The organism is Phytobacter massiliensis JC163, assembly GCF_000321045.1.
Taxonomy (GTDB): Bacteria; Pseudomonadota; Gammaproteobacteria; order Enterobacterales; family Enterobacteriaceae; genus Phytobacter_A; species Phytobacter_A massiliensis.
The window spans coordinates 62,191-77,549 of record NZ_HE578951.1 but is presented as its reverse complement, the minus strand read 5'-3'; the positions used below and the strand labels follow the sequence as shown (position 1 = coordinate 77,549).

Here is a 15,359-nt window from a genome sequence, read left to right as displayed (position 1 = left end):
CCCTCTCCGCGCAATGCGGAGAGGGCAACAGAATTACAGCAGGCGACGCGCCGCTTCCACCACGATTTTCACCGCATGGCTTTCAGTCTGTTTCATGGTTTCCGCGTTGGGAATTTCCTGCTGGGTACGGTTGACGATAACGCCCGCCACCATACCGGCACGCAGCCCCTGGCTGGCGCACATGGTCAGCAGAGTGGCGGATTCCATTTCATAGTTCATTACCCCCATAGCCTGCCACTCTTCCATCGAACCTTTAAAGCGGCTCACTACGCGACCGGAGAAGGTGTCGTAGCGCTCCTGGCCCGGATAGAACGTATCGGAAGAGGCCGTCACGCCTACGTGGGTGGTCGCCCCTACCGCTTTCGCCGCTTCCACCAGCGCGGTGGTACATGCGAAGTCGGCAACGGCCGGGAACTCCATCGGCGCGAAGTGCAGGCTGGCGCCGTCCAGACGTACGGAGGCGGTGGTAACCAGCACGTCGCCTACATTAATGTGCGGCTGAATCGCCCCGGTGGTGCCGATGCGCAGGAAAGTACGGATCCCCAGCTGCGCCAGCTCTTCCACGGCAATAGAAGTAGAGGGGCCGCCGATGCCGGTAGAGCAGACGATCACGGCTTTGCCATCCAGCTCAGCGCGCCAGGTGGTAAATTCACGATGGGATGCCAGCTTAACCGGCTTATCCATCAGCGCGGCGATCTTTTCCACACGCTCCGGATCGCCAGGGACGATAGCCAGCGTAGCCCCTTGTAAATCGTTTTTGGTGAGGCCGAGATGAAAAACATCAGACTTGGACATAAAGAGACTCCTCTGTGGGTCGGTTTGTCAGAAGAAGCAAAAAGGTACTTTACAGAAGCCGGGCGGGCAATTTCGTGATTGAGATCGCCATGAAGAAATGTAGTTGCATAACATTTCCATAAAATAGTGACATATATCACATTAACATCGCCACCCTCTGGCGCTGTCTCCAAAGATAACTTTTTCATGGATGCGGTTATAGGGCTCCGCCGACTATAGTTAGTAAAGCGCTAATAGTTGATAAAGGGTATGGAGAAAGCCATGACAACAAACACTAAGCCGGGCTTCGCGCCCGCGGCTTCACCGCACGCATCCACGACACTGCACACTCCGGATGACGCCATCATTGCAGGCGAAACCACCATTCCTTCGCAGGGCGACAGCATGCCCGCGTATTACGCCCGGCCAAAAGAGGTCAATGGACCACTGCCGGTGGTAATGGTGATTCAGGAAATTTTCGGCGTGCACGAGCATATTCGTGACATTTGCCGTCGCCTGGCCCTGGAAGGCTATCTCGCCGTCGCGCCGGAGCTCTATTTCCGCCAGGGCGACCCCAACGACTTTGCCGATATCCAGACGCTGCTGAGCGGGCTGGTGAGTAAAGTTCCCGATGCGCAGGTGCTCGCCGATCTCGACCACGTCGCCAACTGGGCGGCGCGTAACGGCGGTGACGCGCACCGTTTGCTCACCACCGGCTTTTGCTGGGGCGGACGTATTGCCTGGCTGTATGCCGCGCACAATCCGCAGCTAAAAGCGGCGGTAGCATGGTACGGCAAGCTGGTAGGGGAAAAATCGCTGAACTCGCCGAAGCATCCGGTAGATATTGCCGTTGAACTCAACGCGCCGGTGCTTGGACTTTACGGCGCGCAGGACACCGGGATCCCGCTTGATACGGTGGAAACCATGCGCCAGGCGCTACGCGCCGCCAACGCGCGCGCGGAGATTGTGGTTTATCCGGAAGCGGGCCACGCGTTTAACGCCGATTATCGCCCCAGCTACCATGAAGAGTCGGCAAAAGACGGCTGGCAGCGCATGCTGGCCTGGTTCGCGCAATATGGCGGCGTCACTCGCCAGGCCTAATGTTCCCGGCGCAGCGCAGGCTACCTGCGCTGCCCGCAACACTTCTTGTATTTCTTGCCGCTGCCGCACGGGCAGGGGTCGTTGCGGTTCACCGCCTGCGCAGCCGCGCTACGCTCCTGCGCTACCCACTGCATAATGGCGGCGGGAGGATAGCCGTTGGCCATCAGTTCGCGCCACACATTCATATACCGCGTCACGTGCTGGAAGAAGTGCTTATACCCGGCGCAGAGATAGTTGTGCCCCGGATGGCCGGTCGGCGACACCGCGAAGCGGTGTTTCGGGCAGCCGCCGTGGCAGGCAAAACGGTAATCGCAGCGGCGGCAGTCGGGGGTAAGCGTCTCTCGCTTCGCCAGACCAAAAGCGTTGGCCTGCTCGCTGTTGTTCATCTCTTCAATAGATTGCTGATGGATATTGCCCAGCAGATGTTCCGGGTAGACAAAGTGGTCGCAGTTATAAAGATCGCCGTTGGATTCCAGCGCGAAAGCGTGGCCGCAGGTTTCAGAATGGACGCAGAGTACCGGCGGCTGACCGGTCCACGCCGCCAGCGCGACATCAAACATCTGCACCGAGACGTGCTCTACGTCGCGCTGGATCCAGATATCGAAAATCTGGTTCAGGAACTCGCCAAACTGCCACGACGGCACCGTCCACGGGGCGAGGGTTGCCGCGCTCTCGCCGGGCAGCACCAGGTTAAGCACGGATGATTCCTCCGTACTCATACGCTCCACCAGCGGGATAAACTGCATATGCCGCGAGCCAGCGGCCAGTAAGAAGTCATACACTTCCCGCGCGTGGCCCACGTTATGCTTGCCGACGACGGTCAGGGTATTGAAGGCGACGTTATGAGCTTTAAGCAGCGCCATAGCGGCCACAACCTGCTCGTGGGTGCCCTTCCCGGCGCGGTTGACGCGATACTGATTGTGCAGATGCGCCGGGCCGTCGATGGAGAGGCCAATCAGAAACTGGTTGGCGGCGAAGAAGCTGGCCCACTCGTCGTTAAGAACAATGCCGTTGGTTTGCAGCGCATGCTCGATCTTCTTACCGTTGGCGTATTTCGCGCACAGCGCCACAACGCGGCGAAAGAAATCCAGCCCCATCATCGTCGGCTCGCCGCCCTGCCAGGCAAAAAGAACATGGTCGCCGTGCTGCGCGGCAATATGCTGCTGAATGTACGTTTCGAGCGTCTCATCCGTCATGCGCCAGTTTTTATTGCGCTCGGGATAGAGTGCTTCTTTCTCCAGATAGAAACAGTAGGTGCAATCAATATTGCATACCGACCCTGTCGGCTTCGCCATTACGTGGCACCCGGCTACCGCCATATCAACCCAATCCTCTTTGTAGCAAGTTAAACAGCGCGTGCAGCGCAAGCGAAAAGGACGCCAGGCAGAGCACGAGGCTTATCAGCCGCTTCGCCAGTAGCGACGAGGCGGTGGTGAGTTCGCCCTCGATCATGACCTTTCGCTGACGGCGAAGCGAGACAGCGGCGAGCGCCAGCGCCAGCAGCGCGGCAATTCCGCTCAACAGGATAAACACCTTATCGTCGCGGGAGAAGGCGACGCGAACAATCGCCAGCGTGAAAACCAGTGCGGAAAAGACCGTGCGCTGCCAGGCAAGCGAGGTACGTTCCGGCTGCAGGCCCACATCACGGCTGCGTAGCTGTTCGCTCATAACGCCAGCAAAATGGTCAGCGTCAGGATGATTGCGCCGGCCAGCCCGTAGCTGAGCCAGAGCAACATACGCGGATAGGTTAACATGGCATCACTGCGCATGGCGCGTTCATTTAACACCCAACGTCGCCAGGCGTACCAGGCAAGCAGCGCCGCCGTTCCCCCCAGCACCGCCACTAACAGGTCGCGGAATGTCTCGGATGCCAGGTTCGGCGCCAGCTGGTCAATACCAATTGCCGCCGCCATAAAGGCCAGCGCGGTGCGGATCCAGGCCAGAAAGGTACGCTCATTCGCCAGCGTGAAGCGGTAATCCGGCGACTTTCCCTGCGTTTGCCAGCTCATCTGCTGTTCTCAACAATATACTGATAGCAGCTCGCAAGATGCCTGGCGACGCCAAATTCAACCAGTTGGCCACGGTCGTTATAGCCGCGACGGGTTTTGACCAGCAGCGGTTCGCCCGCGCTAATTTTCAGGATCGCGCAGTCGTCCTCCGTGGGCAGCTCAGCGGTGATAATATCCTGATAGCTTTCAATATTTTCATTGCGCTGCTCCAGCAGGCTGTAAAGCCCGCCCTCCAGGTCCGAAAGCGTAAGCTCCCCCAGGCGGGGCGTCAGCCAGATGTAGTTCACCTGGGCAGGCTGTTCATTTAAGCGAAAGATAGTACGGACAAGACGCCAGACCGTGGTCTCGCTGTCCAGGCCAAACGCCTGGGCGACCTCCGCAGGCGGCAGCAGCCGCTCAAGCTTAAGGTTGTTACGTGAAATGGGCTGCTGTTGTTGCCCGTCCACCAGCCGGATACGGGTTTTGACATCCTGTTTTTCCGAGGTGCTGATCACCATCGTGCCGATGCCCGCCTGGCGTTTAACCAGCCCCTTTGCCGCCAGCTCCGCCAGCGCCCGGCGGGCGGTAATGCGGCTGACGCCAAACAGCTCTTCAAATTCTGCCTCGGTGGGCAGCACATCGTTCTTTTTATACTCCCCGGCTTTTAGCCGGGAGAGCAAAATATCGTACAACTGGGCGTAAAGCGGTTTCGCGCCGCGAGAATAATCCAGCTCTTCTTTCATCAGGTTACAACTCCTTGCCTCCCCGGCCGCCGCCGGGGATACCGCTCAATCAAGACGCATTTCTAACGCCATCTTATAGTACACGCTTTGATGCTGCTCCATTGGTACGCGGTTCTGCACGAAACGCCACAAATTTTCCTGCTGCCAGTCCGGCTGGCTGTCGTTTTTAAGCTCATCCGCCAGCGTCTGCTGCCCGCTGGCCTCCAGGTGCTGCAACAGCGCATACAGGCCATAACGCACCTGCGGCGCGAACGCGGCCAGCTCCGGCAGCAGATGCGGGTCATGCCCCAGCAGCGGGCTACTCGCCTCATCCAGCCGGTAGCGGGCGTACAGCTCCGGCGGCGCATCGGTTTGCTGCATCATCTCAACCATATTGTCCCGCAGGCGCGCTGCCGCCTGTTGGTCCTGACTTTGCCGCCGCTGGGCGGGATCGGCCTTAAGGTCATAGAGGCGATGGCCGAAACGGTCGGCGTCCCGGGTCATTACCGACTCCGCCGGAATTTTCATCACCGGGCAGCCTTTGGTAAAGGCGAACGGCGGATGCAGCGTGGTCTCCCGCAGTTCCCCCGGCGTAAAGCGCCGGTTGATGCGGGTCGGCATCAGCGTATACTCATACAGCCCGTCAATGCCCTGCTCCGTTGGCGAGCGCATATAGACATAGCGTCCGTCGGTGATATTGACGTGGCAACCGTGGTAGCCAAACAGCGCATAGTCGCGGACCGGGGTATCGTCACGCAGCGCCGGAAGCAGCGAAACGCCCTGCATATCCGCCGGTTTCTCCACGCCAAACACCTCCAGCAGCGTGGCGGGGAGATCGATAGTCTGCGCCAGCGCCTGGCGCGATTCGCCCGCGCAGGACGGAAACGCCGGGTGCCAGATGAAACACGGAATATTGGCGACTTCGTTATACAGCGGCATGATGTTTTTGCCCCACCACTCATGCTCGCCCAGCAGGAACCCGTGGTCGGTGTTGACGATAAGCATCGTGTCCTTCCACAAATCGTGCCTGTCCATATAGTCCAGCACGCGGCCAACGTAGGCATCCACCATCGTCAGCAGCGCTTTGTAGTATTTCTGGATGGTGCTTTTCCGCTCCTCGCTCTCGGTCACAAAGTAGTAGGGCGGCCAGCCGTCGAACTGCGACGGGTCGTCAATGCCGTACATTTTCAGGTACTTTTCCGGCACAAAGAACGGCTCGTGGGGATCGAAACACTCCAGCTGTAAGAACCAGTTGTCGCTGGCGTGGTTGGTTTCAATAAACTCCAACCCTTTATTGATGGTGCGGGCGAGGTGGTGATCCTCTTCATTCTGCATAAACTGCACGTTGATTTGATGCTGCACCCGGCTGGTGATGCGCCGCTGCTTGATCTCCTCCGGCTCGCCCGACTCATAGCGATACGCAGGCTTATCCACCACCCCTTTCCAGGCATCCCCTTCCTGACCGCGCACAAACTCATAGGTGTTGTAGCGAGAGTGGTAAGTGGCGCCGCCGTCGCGCCAGTAGTGTTTGTGGTCCGTCACCAGATGGGTGTGCACACCGTGCTTTTTAAGCAGCTCCGGCATGGAATCATCAAACGGCTCCAGCGGCGACCAGCCACGATGCAAGAAGTTATAGCGCCCGGTATGCAGCTCGCGGCGGGCGGGCATGCAGGGCATACTGCCGACATAAAAATTGTCGAAACGCGCGGTTTTTTCTCTCAGCCGCTGAAAATTAGGCGTGATCGCCGCGTCGCTGCCGTAGGCCGACAGCAGGCGCTTATTGAGCGAATCAAACATCAACATAATCGCTTTCATTTCTTACTCCTTAATATTCAGTCACGCCGTCTCTTTATCGTAACCGCGTACTTTGCCGACAATGTAGGTCAGCACAAATGCGGCGGCGCATCCCACCAGCCATGACAGGATGTATTGCAGGTATTTACCGTCAGCGATAAGCGGCAGCGCCGAAAGCCCGGCCGCACCGACGCCGTTGGTCGATACGCCCAGCAGCACAATCATCATGCCGCCAAAGCCTGCGCCGATAGAACCGGTGATAAAGGCAAAACCTGCCGGAATGTTAACGCCGAAGATAGTTGGCTCGCCCACCGCGAGGATAGAGGTCGGGATAGCGCCTTTGGCGATCTTCTTCATCACCGGGTCGCGGGTCAGCAGCAGTACCGCCGTCGCCGCGCCGACCATGCCGGCATTGGACATAATCTGAATGGCGAACAGCGGCGCGTGACCGGTGCTGTTGATCATCTCAAGGTGGATAGGGAACAGCCCGTGGTGCAGCCCCAGCGAAATCAGGAACGGGAAGAGTGCGGAGAGCACAAACCCTGCGGCGATACCGCCCGTTGACAGCAGGCCGTTAAGCCCGTGCAGGATGCCATTCGATACCACCCCGGCGATGGGCATGATCACAAACAGCAGCGCGCCGGCCATCACCAGCAAGACGATGGTTGGCGTGGCGACCACATCGATAATATCCGGCACAAAACGGCGCACCTGTTTTTCCAGCAGACACATCAGCCAGACGCAAAAAATGACGCCAATCAGCCCGCCCTGCCCCGGCGTCAGCCCCATCTGCGCCAGCTGCGGCGCGATGGTCACCGCGCCTAACAACCCGCCCATTACCGCATTGCCGTCGAATTCCCGCGCCGTGGTGACCCCGGTATAGATAGCCAGGAAGCCGAACAGCGCTTTGGAGATAATATCAAGGAACTGGCTGAGGCCCAGCAGATGCCGCTGCTCCAGTACAATCTGCGCCGCGCTTAATTTACCCGCCGGAGCGATGTGGTTTTCCAGCGCCCAGGAAGCGGCAGTGTTCACCAGCACGTTGTTCAGGCCCATCAGGATCCCCGCCGCAATCAGCGCGGGCAGGATCGGCACAAAAATATTGGCGATATGCTTGAGGATAACTTTGGTGCGGGTCTGTTTTTTTGCTTTTTCCCGCGCCTGCTTCGCTTTAAGTTCAACCGCGCTGAGCTGCTCAGCTGAAGAGGCTTCGCTCGCAGGCGCTTCGCCTTTCAGCATATCGTTGATGATCGCCGCGACCTTAGAGGATTTCCCCGGCCCGACAATAACCTGCAGCGTGTCGTCTTCCACCACCCCCAGCACACCGGCAATGCTCTTTAAACCCTGCATATCCACTTTTTCCGGATCGGCAATGGTCATCCGCACCCGGGTCATGCAGTTGGTGACGTGAATAAAGTTGGTCAGCCCGCCGCAATGCTGGACGATGGCTTTTCCTGTGTCGTTGTAGTTCATACAGAGGTCCCTGTTGTGATTTATTATATTGTTATAACAATATAATGATATCAATTATGTGAAGAGCGTCATAAAGCGCCAGGGCAGCAGAAAAAAGATCGCGCCAGACAGGGCGATCGGCAAAAAAGCGCAGGGATCGTTGGGGAGAATCAACGTGTTAACAGTAAGCGGCGCGCCAAAGAAACCTCACAAGCCAGCGCCTGCGACCACTGCTGAGCCGCCTCTGGCGGGGCGAACAGCGGCACGACGCAGCGGCACGTTAAGGTGGCGAGCAGCGCCCGCAGATCGCTAAGGGTTGGGTGCACATTCCAGCGGCAAAAATCGACCTCGCCGTTCTGCCACTGCTGGCGGGCAAGCGCATTCATATGGCCGGTAAACAAGGTGCGGTGATGAAAGCCCGCTTCACGGCGTAGCGCCCCGGCCACCCCGCTCTGCCCGTCCGGGTCGGCCGCGAAGATCAGCGGCGCGCGCCGGGAAAACGGCGACAGCCTGCGGGCAAGCTGTCGCAGCCCGGCCTGAACCGGCAGCCGCAGGCTGCCGTCGTTGTGCTCCGCCATCAGGCTTAAGGCCGTCAGGCAGGAGTCGTCCAGAGCGATGTCGTCCACGCGCCCGTCGCGTGCCAGCAGCAGCGCCAGCTCAACCGCCCGCCCGGAAGGCGGCACCGGGCAGAGCGCGGGCGTGGAGAAGTGGGATTGCAGCGTAGCCCACTGCTGGCGCTGTGGCGTATCGTAAAGGCCGTAAGAGGCATCCACCAGCGCAACGCGGGCGGGTGGCGGCGAATCGAAATGGAACAATATCGACGCCATGCTGATATCGCCGCTGTAAAAAAGCCCCCCTGCGACATCCAGATGAAACCAGACGCCGCCCCAGGCATGCCCGCTGCTGCCGGTGGTCACCGTCACGTCACCCAGGGTAAATTGCCCGCGTACCGCTATCGGGTGGACGTTATACCCTGCCGGAAGCGACCGTGCGGTAACCGCAGTGCAGTAGATCGGCGTCTGCGGCGGCAGCCTGCTCAACCCGTCGATATGATCCACATGATCGTGCGTCAGCAGGATCGCATCGATCTTCTCCGGGACCGTCCATAACGGCGTCCGGGGATCGAGCGCGCCGCCCGCGTCCAGCAACAGACGCAGCGTCGGCGTGGTGACCAGAATGGCCGCGGGCGCTTTGTGTTCCAGCCCGCTAAGGATATCGACCGCAACCGTCACGCCGCCTCCAGGCACCATCCCTGCAACAGCCGCACGCAGGTACTTTGCTGTTCACGCAGCGGCGAATGGTGAAACGCGCTCAGGCGCTGACCGTCCGCCAGCCGCAGCGCCAGCAGATAACGCTCGCCCTGGTAAATGCAGCTTTCAACCGTCGCGGGCACGCCGTCAGCGCCGACCTGCACATGCTCCGGGCGAACCAGTACCTGCTGGCGCGGCTGCGCGTTATCCGCAACCAGCCCCGCATGGAGCCGGGGGCAGTCGAGATGCGGCGTCTCGTTGCGCACCGCCAGCGACAGGATCGCCCCCTTACCAATAAAGCCCGCCACCCAGGCGTTTTGCGGCTGCTGGTAAAGGGTCTGCGGCGTGCCCCACTGCATCAGTTCGCCGTCATGCATTACCGCAATATGGCTGGCGAGCGCCATCGCCTCCGCCTGATCGTGGGTGACATAGACAAAAGTAGCCCCGGTACGACGGTGAAAATCGCGGAAGGTCTGTTCCATCGTGGCGCGCAGGTGGCGATCGAGGTTCGCAAGAGGCTCATCCAGCAAAACCACCTGCGGTTCCGATACCAGACAGCGGGCCAGGGCCACCCGCTGACGCTGACCGCCGCTCAACGCCTGCGGCGAGCGGTCGGCATAAGCGCCCAGTTCGACAACCTCCAGCGCCGCCATCACCTGCTTTTGTCGCGCCGCGCCGTTAACGTTACGCAGCTTAAGCGGATACCCCACGTTTTCCGCCACCGTCATATGCGGCCACAGGGCGTAAGACTGAAACACCATGCCCATGTCGCGGGTTTCCGGCGGCAGGTGGACTCGCTCATCCGCCAGCAGCCGCTCCCCCAGCAGCAGCCGTCCGGAGGAGAGATGCTCCAGCCCGGCAAGAATGCGCAGGGTGGTGGTTTTTCCGCAGCCGCTCGGTCCCAGCAGCGCGGTGAACGCCCCTTCGGGAATAGTGAGACTCAACTCCCGCACCACGCGCTGCGTGCCGAAAATTTTGCTTATCTGCTCAAGCCTTAGCTCTGCCACGGGATCACTCCTTTGGGTAAATAGCGGCTGAGGCCGCTCAGCAGCAGCATGACGCAGGCCACCAGCGCCACAATCAGTACCGAAATGGCCGACGCCAGCACTTTGTCGCCGCTCTCATCAAGGTTAAAAATCACCACCCCCAGCGTCTCTTTGCCCGCGCTCCATAACAGCGCCGAAACGGTCAGTTCATTTACCGCGGTCAAAAATACCAGCAGCGCGCCGGCAAACGCGGCGGGAGCCAGCAGCGGCAGTACGATATGGCGGAGCCGCTGGGAAAAGTTGGCCCCCGCCAGGCTCGCGGCCTCTTCCATCGCCGGGTCGAGTTGCAGCATGCTGCTGTGTACAGGTTTCAGGCATACCGTCAGAAAACGGGCCAGATACGCTAAAAAGATCAGGGTGAGCGTTCCGCTCAGGCTGATGCCGACAAGCGGTAGCGGGCGGGCAAACAGTAGGATAAACGCAATCGCCAGCACCACGCCGGGGAGCGTATAGGGAATATCGATAATGCTATAAAGCCAGCGCAGCAGGCGGCTCGGGTAGCGCACCAGCAGCCAGGCCAGCGGCAGGCAGAGCAGCATCAGCGACAGCGCCGCCCCCACCGAGAGGGTCACGCTATTGGTCAGCGCCCGCCATGCCACGCTCTGCTCGTCGAAAATGGCCCGCCAGGCGGAAAAGGTTACGGTATCCGCATTTAAGGGCACCCCCAGCGTCGGCACCAGCGAGGTGGCAATAAGCGCCAGCAGGGGGGCCAGCAAAATAGCGCACAGCACAGCGCCAAGCAGCAGTTCGGTCGCCAGCCGCCATTTACCCAGCTCAAAACCGAGCGCCCTGCCCGCCATGCCGATAAGCGGCAGCGCATGGCGGCGCTGAAAATAGCCCTGCAACATGACGATGCCAATTGCCAGCACGCCCATCAGCACCGACAGCGCCGCCACATCGTTGAGCATTGACGGGCCGAAGCTGGAGAGGGTCTGGTAGATCTGTATCGGCAAAACAAAATAGGAGATGGGAATACCAAGCATGGCGGGAATGCCGAAATTGCCGAGCGCGGAGACAAACGCGATCGCCGCGCCCGCCCACAGCGCGGTGCGGCACAGCGGCAGCACAATGTCCCACAACACGCGCCAGAGGGATGCGCCGTTCAGCCGGGCGGCTTCAATCTGCTCTTTTGGCAGGCACTGTAGCTGGGTACGCAGCGCCAGAAAGACCAGCGGCGCGTGCTGGATCCCCAGCAGCAGGGCGATGCCCTCCGGGGAATAGAGCGGGTTCGGCTGCCAAAGCCCGGCGCAATGCCAAGGCTGTTCAGTAAAATACTGCCCGGCCCGAACAGTTGTAGCCAGCTCAGGGCGGTAACCTGCGGAGGGATCATCATCGGCAGCATAAAGAGAAACACCCATATCTGCCTGCCGCGAATGTTGGTCAGCGCCAGACAAAAAGCGAACAGGCTGCCCAGCAGCAGCGACAGTAGCGTGCCCAGCCCGCTGGTATAGAGACTGTTGCGCAGGGCAATCCAGGTGGTTTCGTTACTTAACACGCGCCACAGGCTGCTGTTACTGCCCTGCTGCCAGTCGAAAAGCGCCGACACAAGCAGGCGCAGGCTGGGCAGCAGGCTTAACAGCGCCACCAGGCACAGTAACAGCCACAGCAGCCCTAACGGCGGGCGGCTGACGGCAGGTTGACGCAGCGCCATATCGCTCATGGCTTAGCGGCTGCCAAAGAGATCGGCAAAGCGTTTTTTATTGGCCTCGGCATCCGCCAGCGCTTTTTGCGCGTCAAACGGCATCAGCCTGATGCTGTCGCGCGCCGGGAAACCCTGCGGAACCGGCAGCTTCGGATCGGCGGGCAGGTAGCCCTGTTTCAGCACCAGCTTTTGCCCGGCATCCGACAGCACAAAGTCGATAAACGCTTTCGCCCCCTCTACGTTTTTCGCCGCTTTCATCATCGCCACCGGCTCGGTGACAATGCTCACGCCCTCTTTCGGGAAGACAAACTCAATGGGCGCGCCTTTGGCTTTTTCGCGGATCGCCATGTAATCCACCAGTACGCCGTAGGCTTTGCTGCCGGAGGTAATCGCGTTCATCACCCCGCCGTTGCCGCTTTGCGGCATCGCGCCGTTCGCTTTGAGCTTCTCGTAATATTGCCAGCCAAGCTGCGGATTATTCATCAGCGTCGCCATATGGATCTGCGCCGCGCCGGAATAGAGCGGGCTTGGCAGGGTGGTCATATTTTTCAGTTCCGGCTTGAGCAGATCCTGCCAGGATTCTGGTTTCACCGGCGCTTTGGCGTGATAGGCAATGCCGGTGGTGATCAGCTTGGTGCCGTAATAAAAACCGTCTTTATCATAAAGCTGCGCGTCGTAGCGGCTGGCCTGCGGAGAGTGATAGGCCGCCAGCAGGTTTTTCTCTTTCAACGACTCCATGGTCACGCTGTCGGCAATGAGCAGCACGTCCGGGCTGGCGCCGCCCGCCGCCGATTCCGCCTGCAGACGGGCAACCAGTTTGGTGGTGCCATCGCGGATCCATTTCACCTCAATATCCGGGTGCGCCTGTTCGAAGGCATTCACCGTCATCTGCGCGTCTTCGTTTGGCTGGCTGGTGTAGAGGGTTAAGGTGGATTTCGCCAGGGCCGAAGCGCTCATCATCGCCAGAAAGACCACTGCCAGCGCAGGTGTTTTATTCATGATTTCATCCCTTTAATGATCGTTTAGACGATTTAAACAAGGGAATCTGACAGAAAGATGACTGCGGAGAAGGCCGCCCGCATGGACGCGGGCGGCAGAGAGATGTTACGCCTGGCGCAGGTTCTGCGCCGCCTGCACCATGTTCGCCAGCGCAGCACGGGTTTCCGGCCAGCCGCGGGTTTTCAGGCCGCAGTCCGGGTTGACCCACAGCCGTTCAGCCGGAATGCGCTGCTCTGCTTTTTTCAGCAGCGCTTCGATCCACTCCACGCTCGGCACGTTCGGCGAGTGGATGTCATATACGCCCGGCCCGATTTCGTTCGGGTAGTCGAACTCTTCAAACGACTCCAGCAGCTCCATATCAGAGCGCGAGGTTTCGATGGTGATGACATCCGCATCCAGCGCGGCGATAGAATCCATGATGTCGTTGAACTCGCAGTAGCACATGTGGGTGTGGATTTGGGTGTCGTCTTTCGCCACCGCCGCGTTGATACGAAACGCCTCCACGCCCCATGCCAGATAAGCGTCCCAGTCGCTGCGCTTGAGCGGCAGCCCTTCACGCAGCGCCGGTTCGTCAATCTGAATAATGCCGATACCGGCAGCTTCCAGATCCGCCACCTCATCACGCAGCGCCAGCGCGATTTGCTTCGCGATGGTTTCGCGGCTTACGTCCTCGCGCGGGAAGGACCAGCAGAGAATCGTCACCGGGCCGGTCAGCATCCCTTTTACCGGTTTATCGGTCAGCGACTGGGCGTACTTCGCCCACTCGACGGTGATGGCTTCCGGGCGGCTGACATCGCCAATCACCACCGGCGGCTTCACGCAGCGGGAGCCGTAGCTCTGCACCCAGCCGTTCTGGGTGAAGACGAAACCGTCGAGGTGCTCGCCAAAATATTCCACCATGTCGTTACGCTCGGCTTCGCCGTGAACCAGCACGTCCAGCCCTAAACGCTCCTGCTCGACGATCGCCTGTTTAATATGTTCGGCAATGCCGGTGCGGTAGTTGCTGGCGTCCAGGTTGCCCTTTTTGAAGTCCAGACGCAGGCCGCGGATCTCGGTGGTCTGCGGGAAGGAGCCGATAGTGGTGGTGGGCCAGGCCGGCAGCTTAAAGCGGGCGCGCTGGGCTTCGGCACGCACCTCGTAAGGGCTGGCACGCTGGCTGTCCTGCGCGGTAATCGCTGCCAGACGCTGCGCTACCGCGCTGTTATGCACGCGCGTGGAGTGGCGGCGCGCCTGAATCGGGGCGCTCCATTCGGCAAGCGCTGCCGTCTCGCCGCTATTAAGCGCATCGCGCAGCAGGGCTAGTTCTTCGCATTTTTGCAGGGCGAAGGCGAACCAGCTTTTGACTTCCTCATCCAGACGCGTCTCTACGCTCAGATCAATCGGGCTGTGCAACAGCGAGCAGGAAGAGGCTACCCACAGATCGCGTTGCCCGCTGATCGCTGCAATTTGCTTGTATTTTTCTGTCAGATCGGCACGCCAGACGTTACGGCCATTGATCAGGCCCGCAGAGAGCAGCCAGTCAGACGGCAGGCGGCGGTGCAGTTCCGCGACGTCATCTTTACCGTGAACCAGGTCAACGTGCAGCCCCTGCACCGGCAGCGTGGTGATGGTGTCCAGGTTCGCGCCGACGCCTTCAAAGTAAGTCGTCAGCAGCAGTTTCACCTGACCTTGCAGGGCCGCATAAGCCGGTTTATACGCCGCCAGCCACGGCTGCGGCAGTTCCAGCACCAGCGCCGGTTCGTCAATTTGTACCCACTCAATGCCGCGTTTCGCCAGTTCCACCAGCACCTGCTGATAGACCGGCAGGATGTCGTTAAGCAGACTCAGGCGGTCAAACTGTTCGCCCTTCACTTTACCCAGCCACAGGTAGGTTACCGGCCCCAGCAGCACCGGTTTTACCTTATGGCCCAGCGCCAGCGCTTCGTCCACCTCTTCCAGCAGCTGCGTCCAGCTCAGCCTGAACTGCTGGCCTTTTACAAACTCCGGCACCATATAGTGGTAGTTAGTGTTGAACCATTTGGTCATCTCCGCCGCCGCTGCCGGTTCGCCGGTGGGCGCGCGACCACGGCCAATGCGGAACAGGGTGTCGATATCAACGGAGCCGTCGTTGTTCTGATGACGAGCCGGCACGTTGCCAAGCAGCAGGCTGGTGGTCAGAACATGGTCGTACCAGGCGAAGTCGCCAACCGGCAGCAGATCGATACCAGCGGCTTTTTGCTGCTGCCAGTGGCGGGCGCGCAGCTCGCGCCCCACCGCCAGCAGTTCGTCACGGGTGCTCTTCCCCGCCCAGTAGCTCTCTTGCGCTTTTTTCAGCTCGCGACGCAGGCCAACGCGAGGAAAACCGAGGGTGTGATTAATAATTGTCATTTTTTGAGCCTCATCATTATTTCATTGAGTCCGGAGCAAAACGCTAAATAGTTCAGCTGGCAGGAAGGCGGCGACGCAGCGCATCCCCGGGAGCTTACTCAAGTAAGTGACTGGGGTAAGCGAGGAAGCCAACGCATCTGCAAGTCGAAATATGACGAGTTTTGGCCGTCTGGATGTTTACACATCCATAATGTAAATGTACTGTATATTCCTCAAGCGCAAAT

The 15,359-nt window shown here is 59.8% G+C and carries 14 protein-coding genes; 1 reads left to right on the top strand and 13 read right to left on the bottom strand.

The window, feature by feature from the left end; translation table 11 throughout:
* Window positions 1-33: 33 nt before the first annotated feature.
* Window positions 34-795, bottom strand: coding sequence for a uridine phosphorylase (udp, locus tag ENTHG_RS22935; RefSeq protein ID WP_044185740.1), 762 nt, complete (start codon window positions 793-795; stop codon window positions 34-36).
* A 261-nt stretch (window positions 796-1,056) separates the two neighbouring features.
* On the opposite strand from udp, the gene ENTHG_RS22930 reads away from it, so the two are divergent.
* Window positions 1,057-1,875: a dienelactone hydrolase family protein gene (locus ENTHG_RS22930; protein WP_044185738.1), complete on the top strand. Its 819-nt coding sequence runs from the start codon at window positions 1,057-1,059 to the stop codon at window positions 1,873-1,875.
* Between the two features lie 20 nt (window positions 1,876-1,895).
* On the opposite strand, the gene ENTHG_RS22925 is transcribed toward ENTHG_RS22930, so the two are convergent.
* The 12 genes from ENTHG_RS22925 to metE all read right to left on the bottom strand — a co-directional run bounded on the left by ENTHG_RS22925 (window position 1,896) and on the right by metE (window position 15,135).
* Window positions 1,896-3,194, bottom strand: a complete 1,299-nt coding sequence (locus ENTHG_RS22925; RefSeq protein WP_044185736.1) for an anaerobic sulfatase maturase — start codon at window positions 3,192-3,194, stop codon at window positions 1,896-1,898.
* Between the two features lies 1 nt (window position 3,195).
* On the bottom strand, window positions 3,196-3,543 hold the full coding sequence (locus ENTHG_RS22920; protein ID WP_044185734.1) for a DUF202 domain-containing protein: 348 nt from the start codon (window positions 3,541-3,543) through the stop codon (window positions 3,196-3,198).
* Window positions 3,540-3,884 (bottom strand): YidH family protein, encoded by a 345-nt coding sequence (locus ENTHG_RS22915; protein ID WP_044185732.1) that lies wholly within the window; start codon window positions 3,882-3,884, stop codon window positions 3,540-3,542. Before ENTHG_RS22915 ends, ENTHG_RS22920 begins: the two co-directional genes overlap by 4 nt.
* Window positions 3,881-4,606 (bottom strand): GntR family transcriptional regulator, encoded by a 726-nt coding sequence (locus ENTHG_RS22910; RefSeq protein ID WP_044185730.1) that lies wholly within the window; start codon window positions 4,604-4,606, stop codon window positions 3,881-3,883. The genes ENTHG_RS22915 and ENTHG_RS22910 overlap by 4 nt, the downstream gene beginning before the upstream one ends.
* 45 nt (window positions 4,607-4,651) lie before the next feature.
* A complete protein-coding gene (locus tag ENTHG_RS22905; RefSeq protein ID WP_044185727.1) occupies window positions 4,652-6,400 on the bottom strand; it encodes a sulfatase in 1,749 nt (582 codons plus the stop codon).
* 21 nt (window positions 6,401-6,421) lie between these two features.
* Window positions 6,422-7,852, bottom strand: coding sequence for a PTS transporter subunit EIIC (locus tag ENTHG_RS22900; protein WP_044185725.1), 1,431 nt, complete (start codon window positions 7,850-7,852; stop codon window positions 6,422-6,424).
* 149 nt (window positions 7,853-8,001) lie between these two features.
* Window positions 8,002-9,063 (bottom strand): MBL fold metallo-hydrolase, encoded by a 1,062-nt coding sequence (locus tag ENTHG_RS22895; RefSeq protein ID WP_052332766.1) that lies wholly within the window; start codon window positions 9,061-9,063, stop codon window positions 8,002-8,004.
* Window positions 9,060-10,088, bottom strand: a complete 1,029-nt coding sequence (locus ENTHG_RS22890; RefSeq protein WP_044185723.1) for an ABC transporter ATP-binding protein — start codon at window positions 10,086-10,088, stop codon at window positions 9,060-9,062. The genes ENTHG_RS22895 and ENTHG_RS22890 overlap by 4 nt, the downstream gene beginning before the upstream one ends.
* Entirely contained in the window at window positions 10,076-11,284 is a 1,209-nt protein-coding gene (locus tag ENTHG_RS22885) for an ABC transporter permease (protein WP_237567531.1), read from the bottom strand. The genes ENTHG_RS22890 and ENTHG_RS22885 overlap by 13 nt, the downstream gene beginning before the upstream one ends.
* On the bottom strand, window positions 11,230-11,778 hold the full coding sequence (locus ENTHG_RS26195) for a hypothetical protein (protein WP_237567530.1): 549 nt from the start codon (window positions 11,776-11,778) through the stop codon (window positions 11,230-11,232). Before ENTHG_RS26195 ends, ENTHG_RS22885 begins: the two co-directional genes overlap by 55 nt.
* 12 nt (window positions 11,779-11,790) lie before the next feature.
* Window positions 11,791-12,768, bottom strand: a complete 978-nt coding sequence (locus tag ENTHG_RS22880) for an ABC transporter substrate-binding protein (RefSeq protein WP_044185722.1) — start codon at window positions 12,766-12,768, stop codon at window positions 11,791-11,793.
* A 105-nt stretch (window positions 12,769-12,873) separates the two neighbouring features.
* On the bottom strand, window positions 12,874-15,135 hold the full coding sequence (gene metE / locus ENTHG_RS22875; RefSeq protein ID WP_044185720.1) for a 5-methyltetrahydropteroyltriglutamate--homocysteine S-methyltransferase: 2,262 nt from the start codon (window positions 15,133-15,135) through the stop codon (window positions 12,874-12,876).
* Window positions 15,136-15,359: the final 224 nt, after the last annotated feature.

Excerpts from the sequence above, each read along its gene's own strand:
- ENTHG_RS22880 (WP_044185722.1), bottom strand. The coding sequence starts at position 12,768 with ATGAATAAAACACCTGCGCTGGCAGTGGTCTTTCTGGCGATGATGAGC.
- ENTHG_RS26195 (WP_237567530.1), bottom strand. The coding sequence starts at position 11,778 with ATGGCGCTGCGTCAACCTGCCGTCAGCCGCCCGCCGTTAGGGCTGCTG.
- ENTHG_RS22920 (WP_044185734.1), bottom strand. The coding sequence starts at position 3,543 with ATGAGCGAACAGCTACGCAGCCGTGATGTGGGCCTGCAGCCGGAACGT.
- ENTHG_RS22900 (WP_044185725.1), bottom strand. The coding sequence starts at position 7,852 with ATGAACTACAACGACACAGGAAAAGCCATCGTCCAGCATTGCGGCGGG.
- ENTHG_RS22930 (WP_044185738.1), top strand. The coding sequence starts at position 1,057 with ATGACAACAAACACTAAGCCGGGCTTCGCGCCCGCGGCTTCACCGCAC.
- udp (WP_044185740.1), bottom strand. The coding sequence starts at position 795 with ATGTCCAAGTCTGATGTTTTTCATCTCGGCCTCACCAAAAACGATTTA.
- ENTHG_RS22910 (WP_044185730.1), bottom strand. The coding sequence starts at position 4,606 with ATGAAAGAAGAGCTGGATTATTCTCGCGGCGCGAAACCGCTTTACGCC.
- ENTHG_RS22925 (WP_044185736.1), bottom strand. The coding sequence starts at position 3,194 with ATGGCGGTAGCCGGGTGCCACGTAATGGCGAAGCCGACAGGGTCGGTA.
- ENTHG_RS22915 (WP_044185732.1), bottom strand. The coding sequence starts at position 3,884 with ATGAGCTGGCAAACGCAGGGAAAGTCGCCGGATTACCGCTTCACGCTG.
- ENTHG_RS22905 (WP_044185727.1), bottom strand. The coding sequence starts at position 6,400 with ATGAAAGCGATTATGTTGATGTTTGATTCGCTCAATAAGCGCCTGCTG.
- metE (WP_044185720.1), bottom strand. The coding sequence starts at position 15,135 with ATGACAATTATTAATCACACCCTCGGTTTTCCTCGCGTTGGCCTGCGT.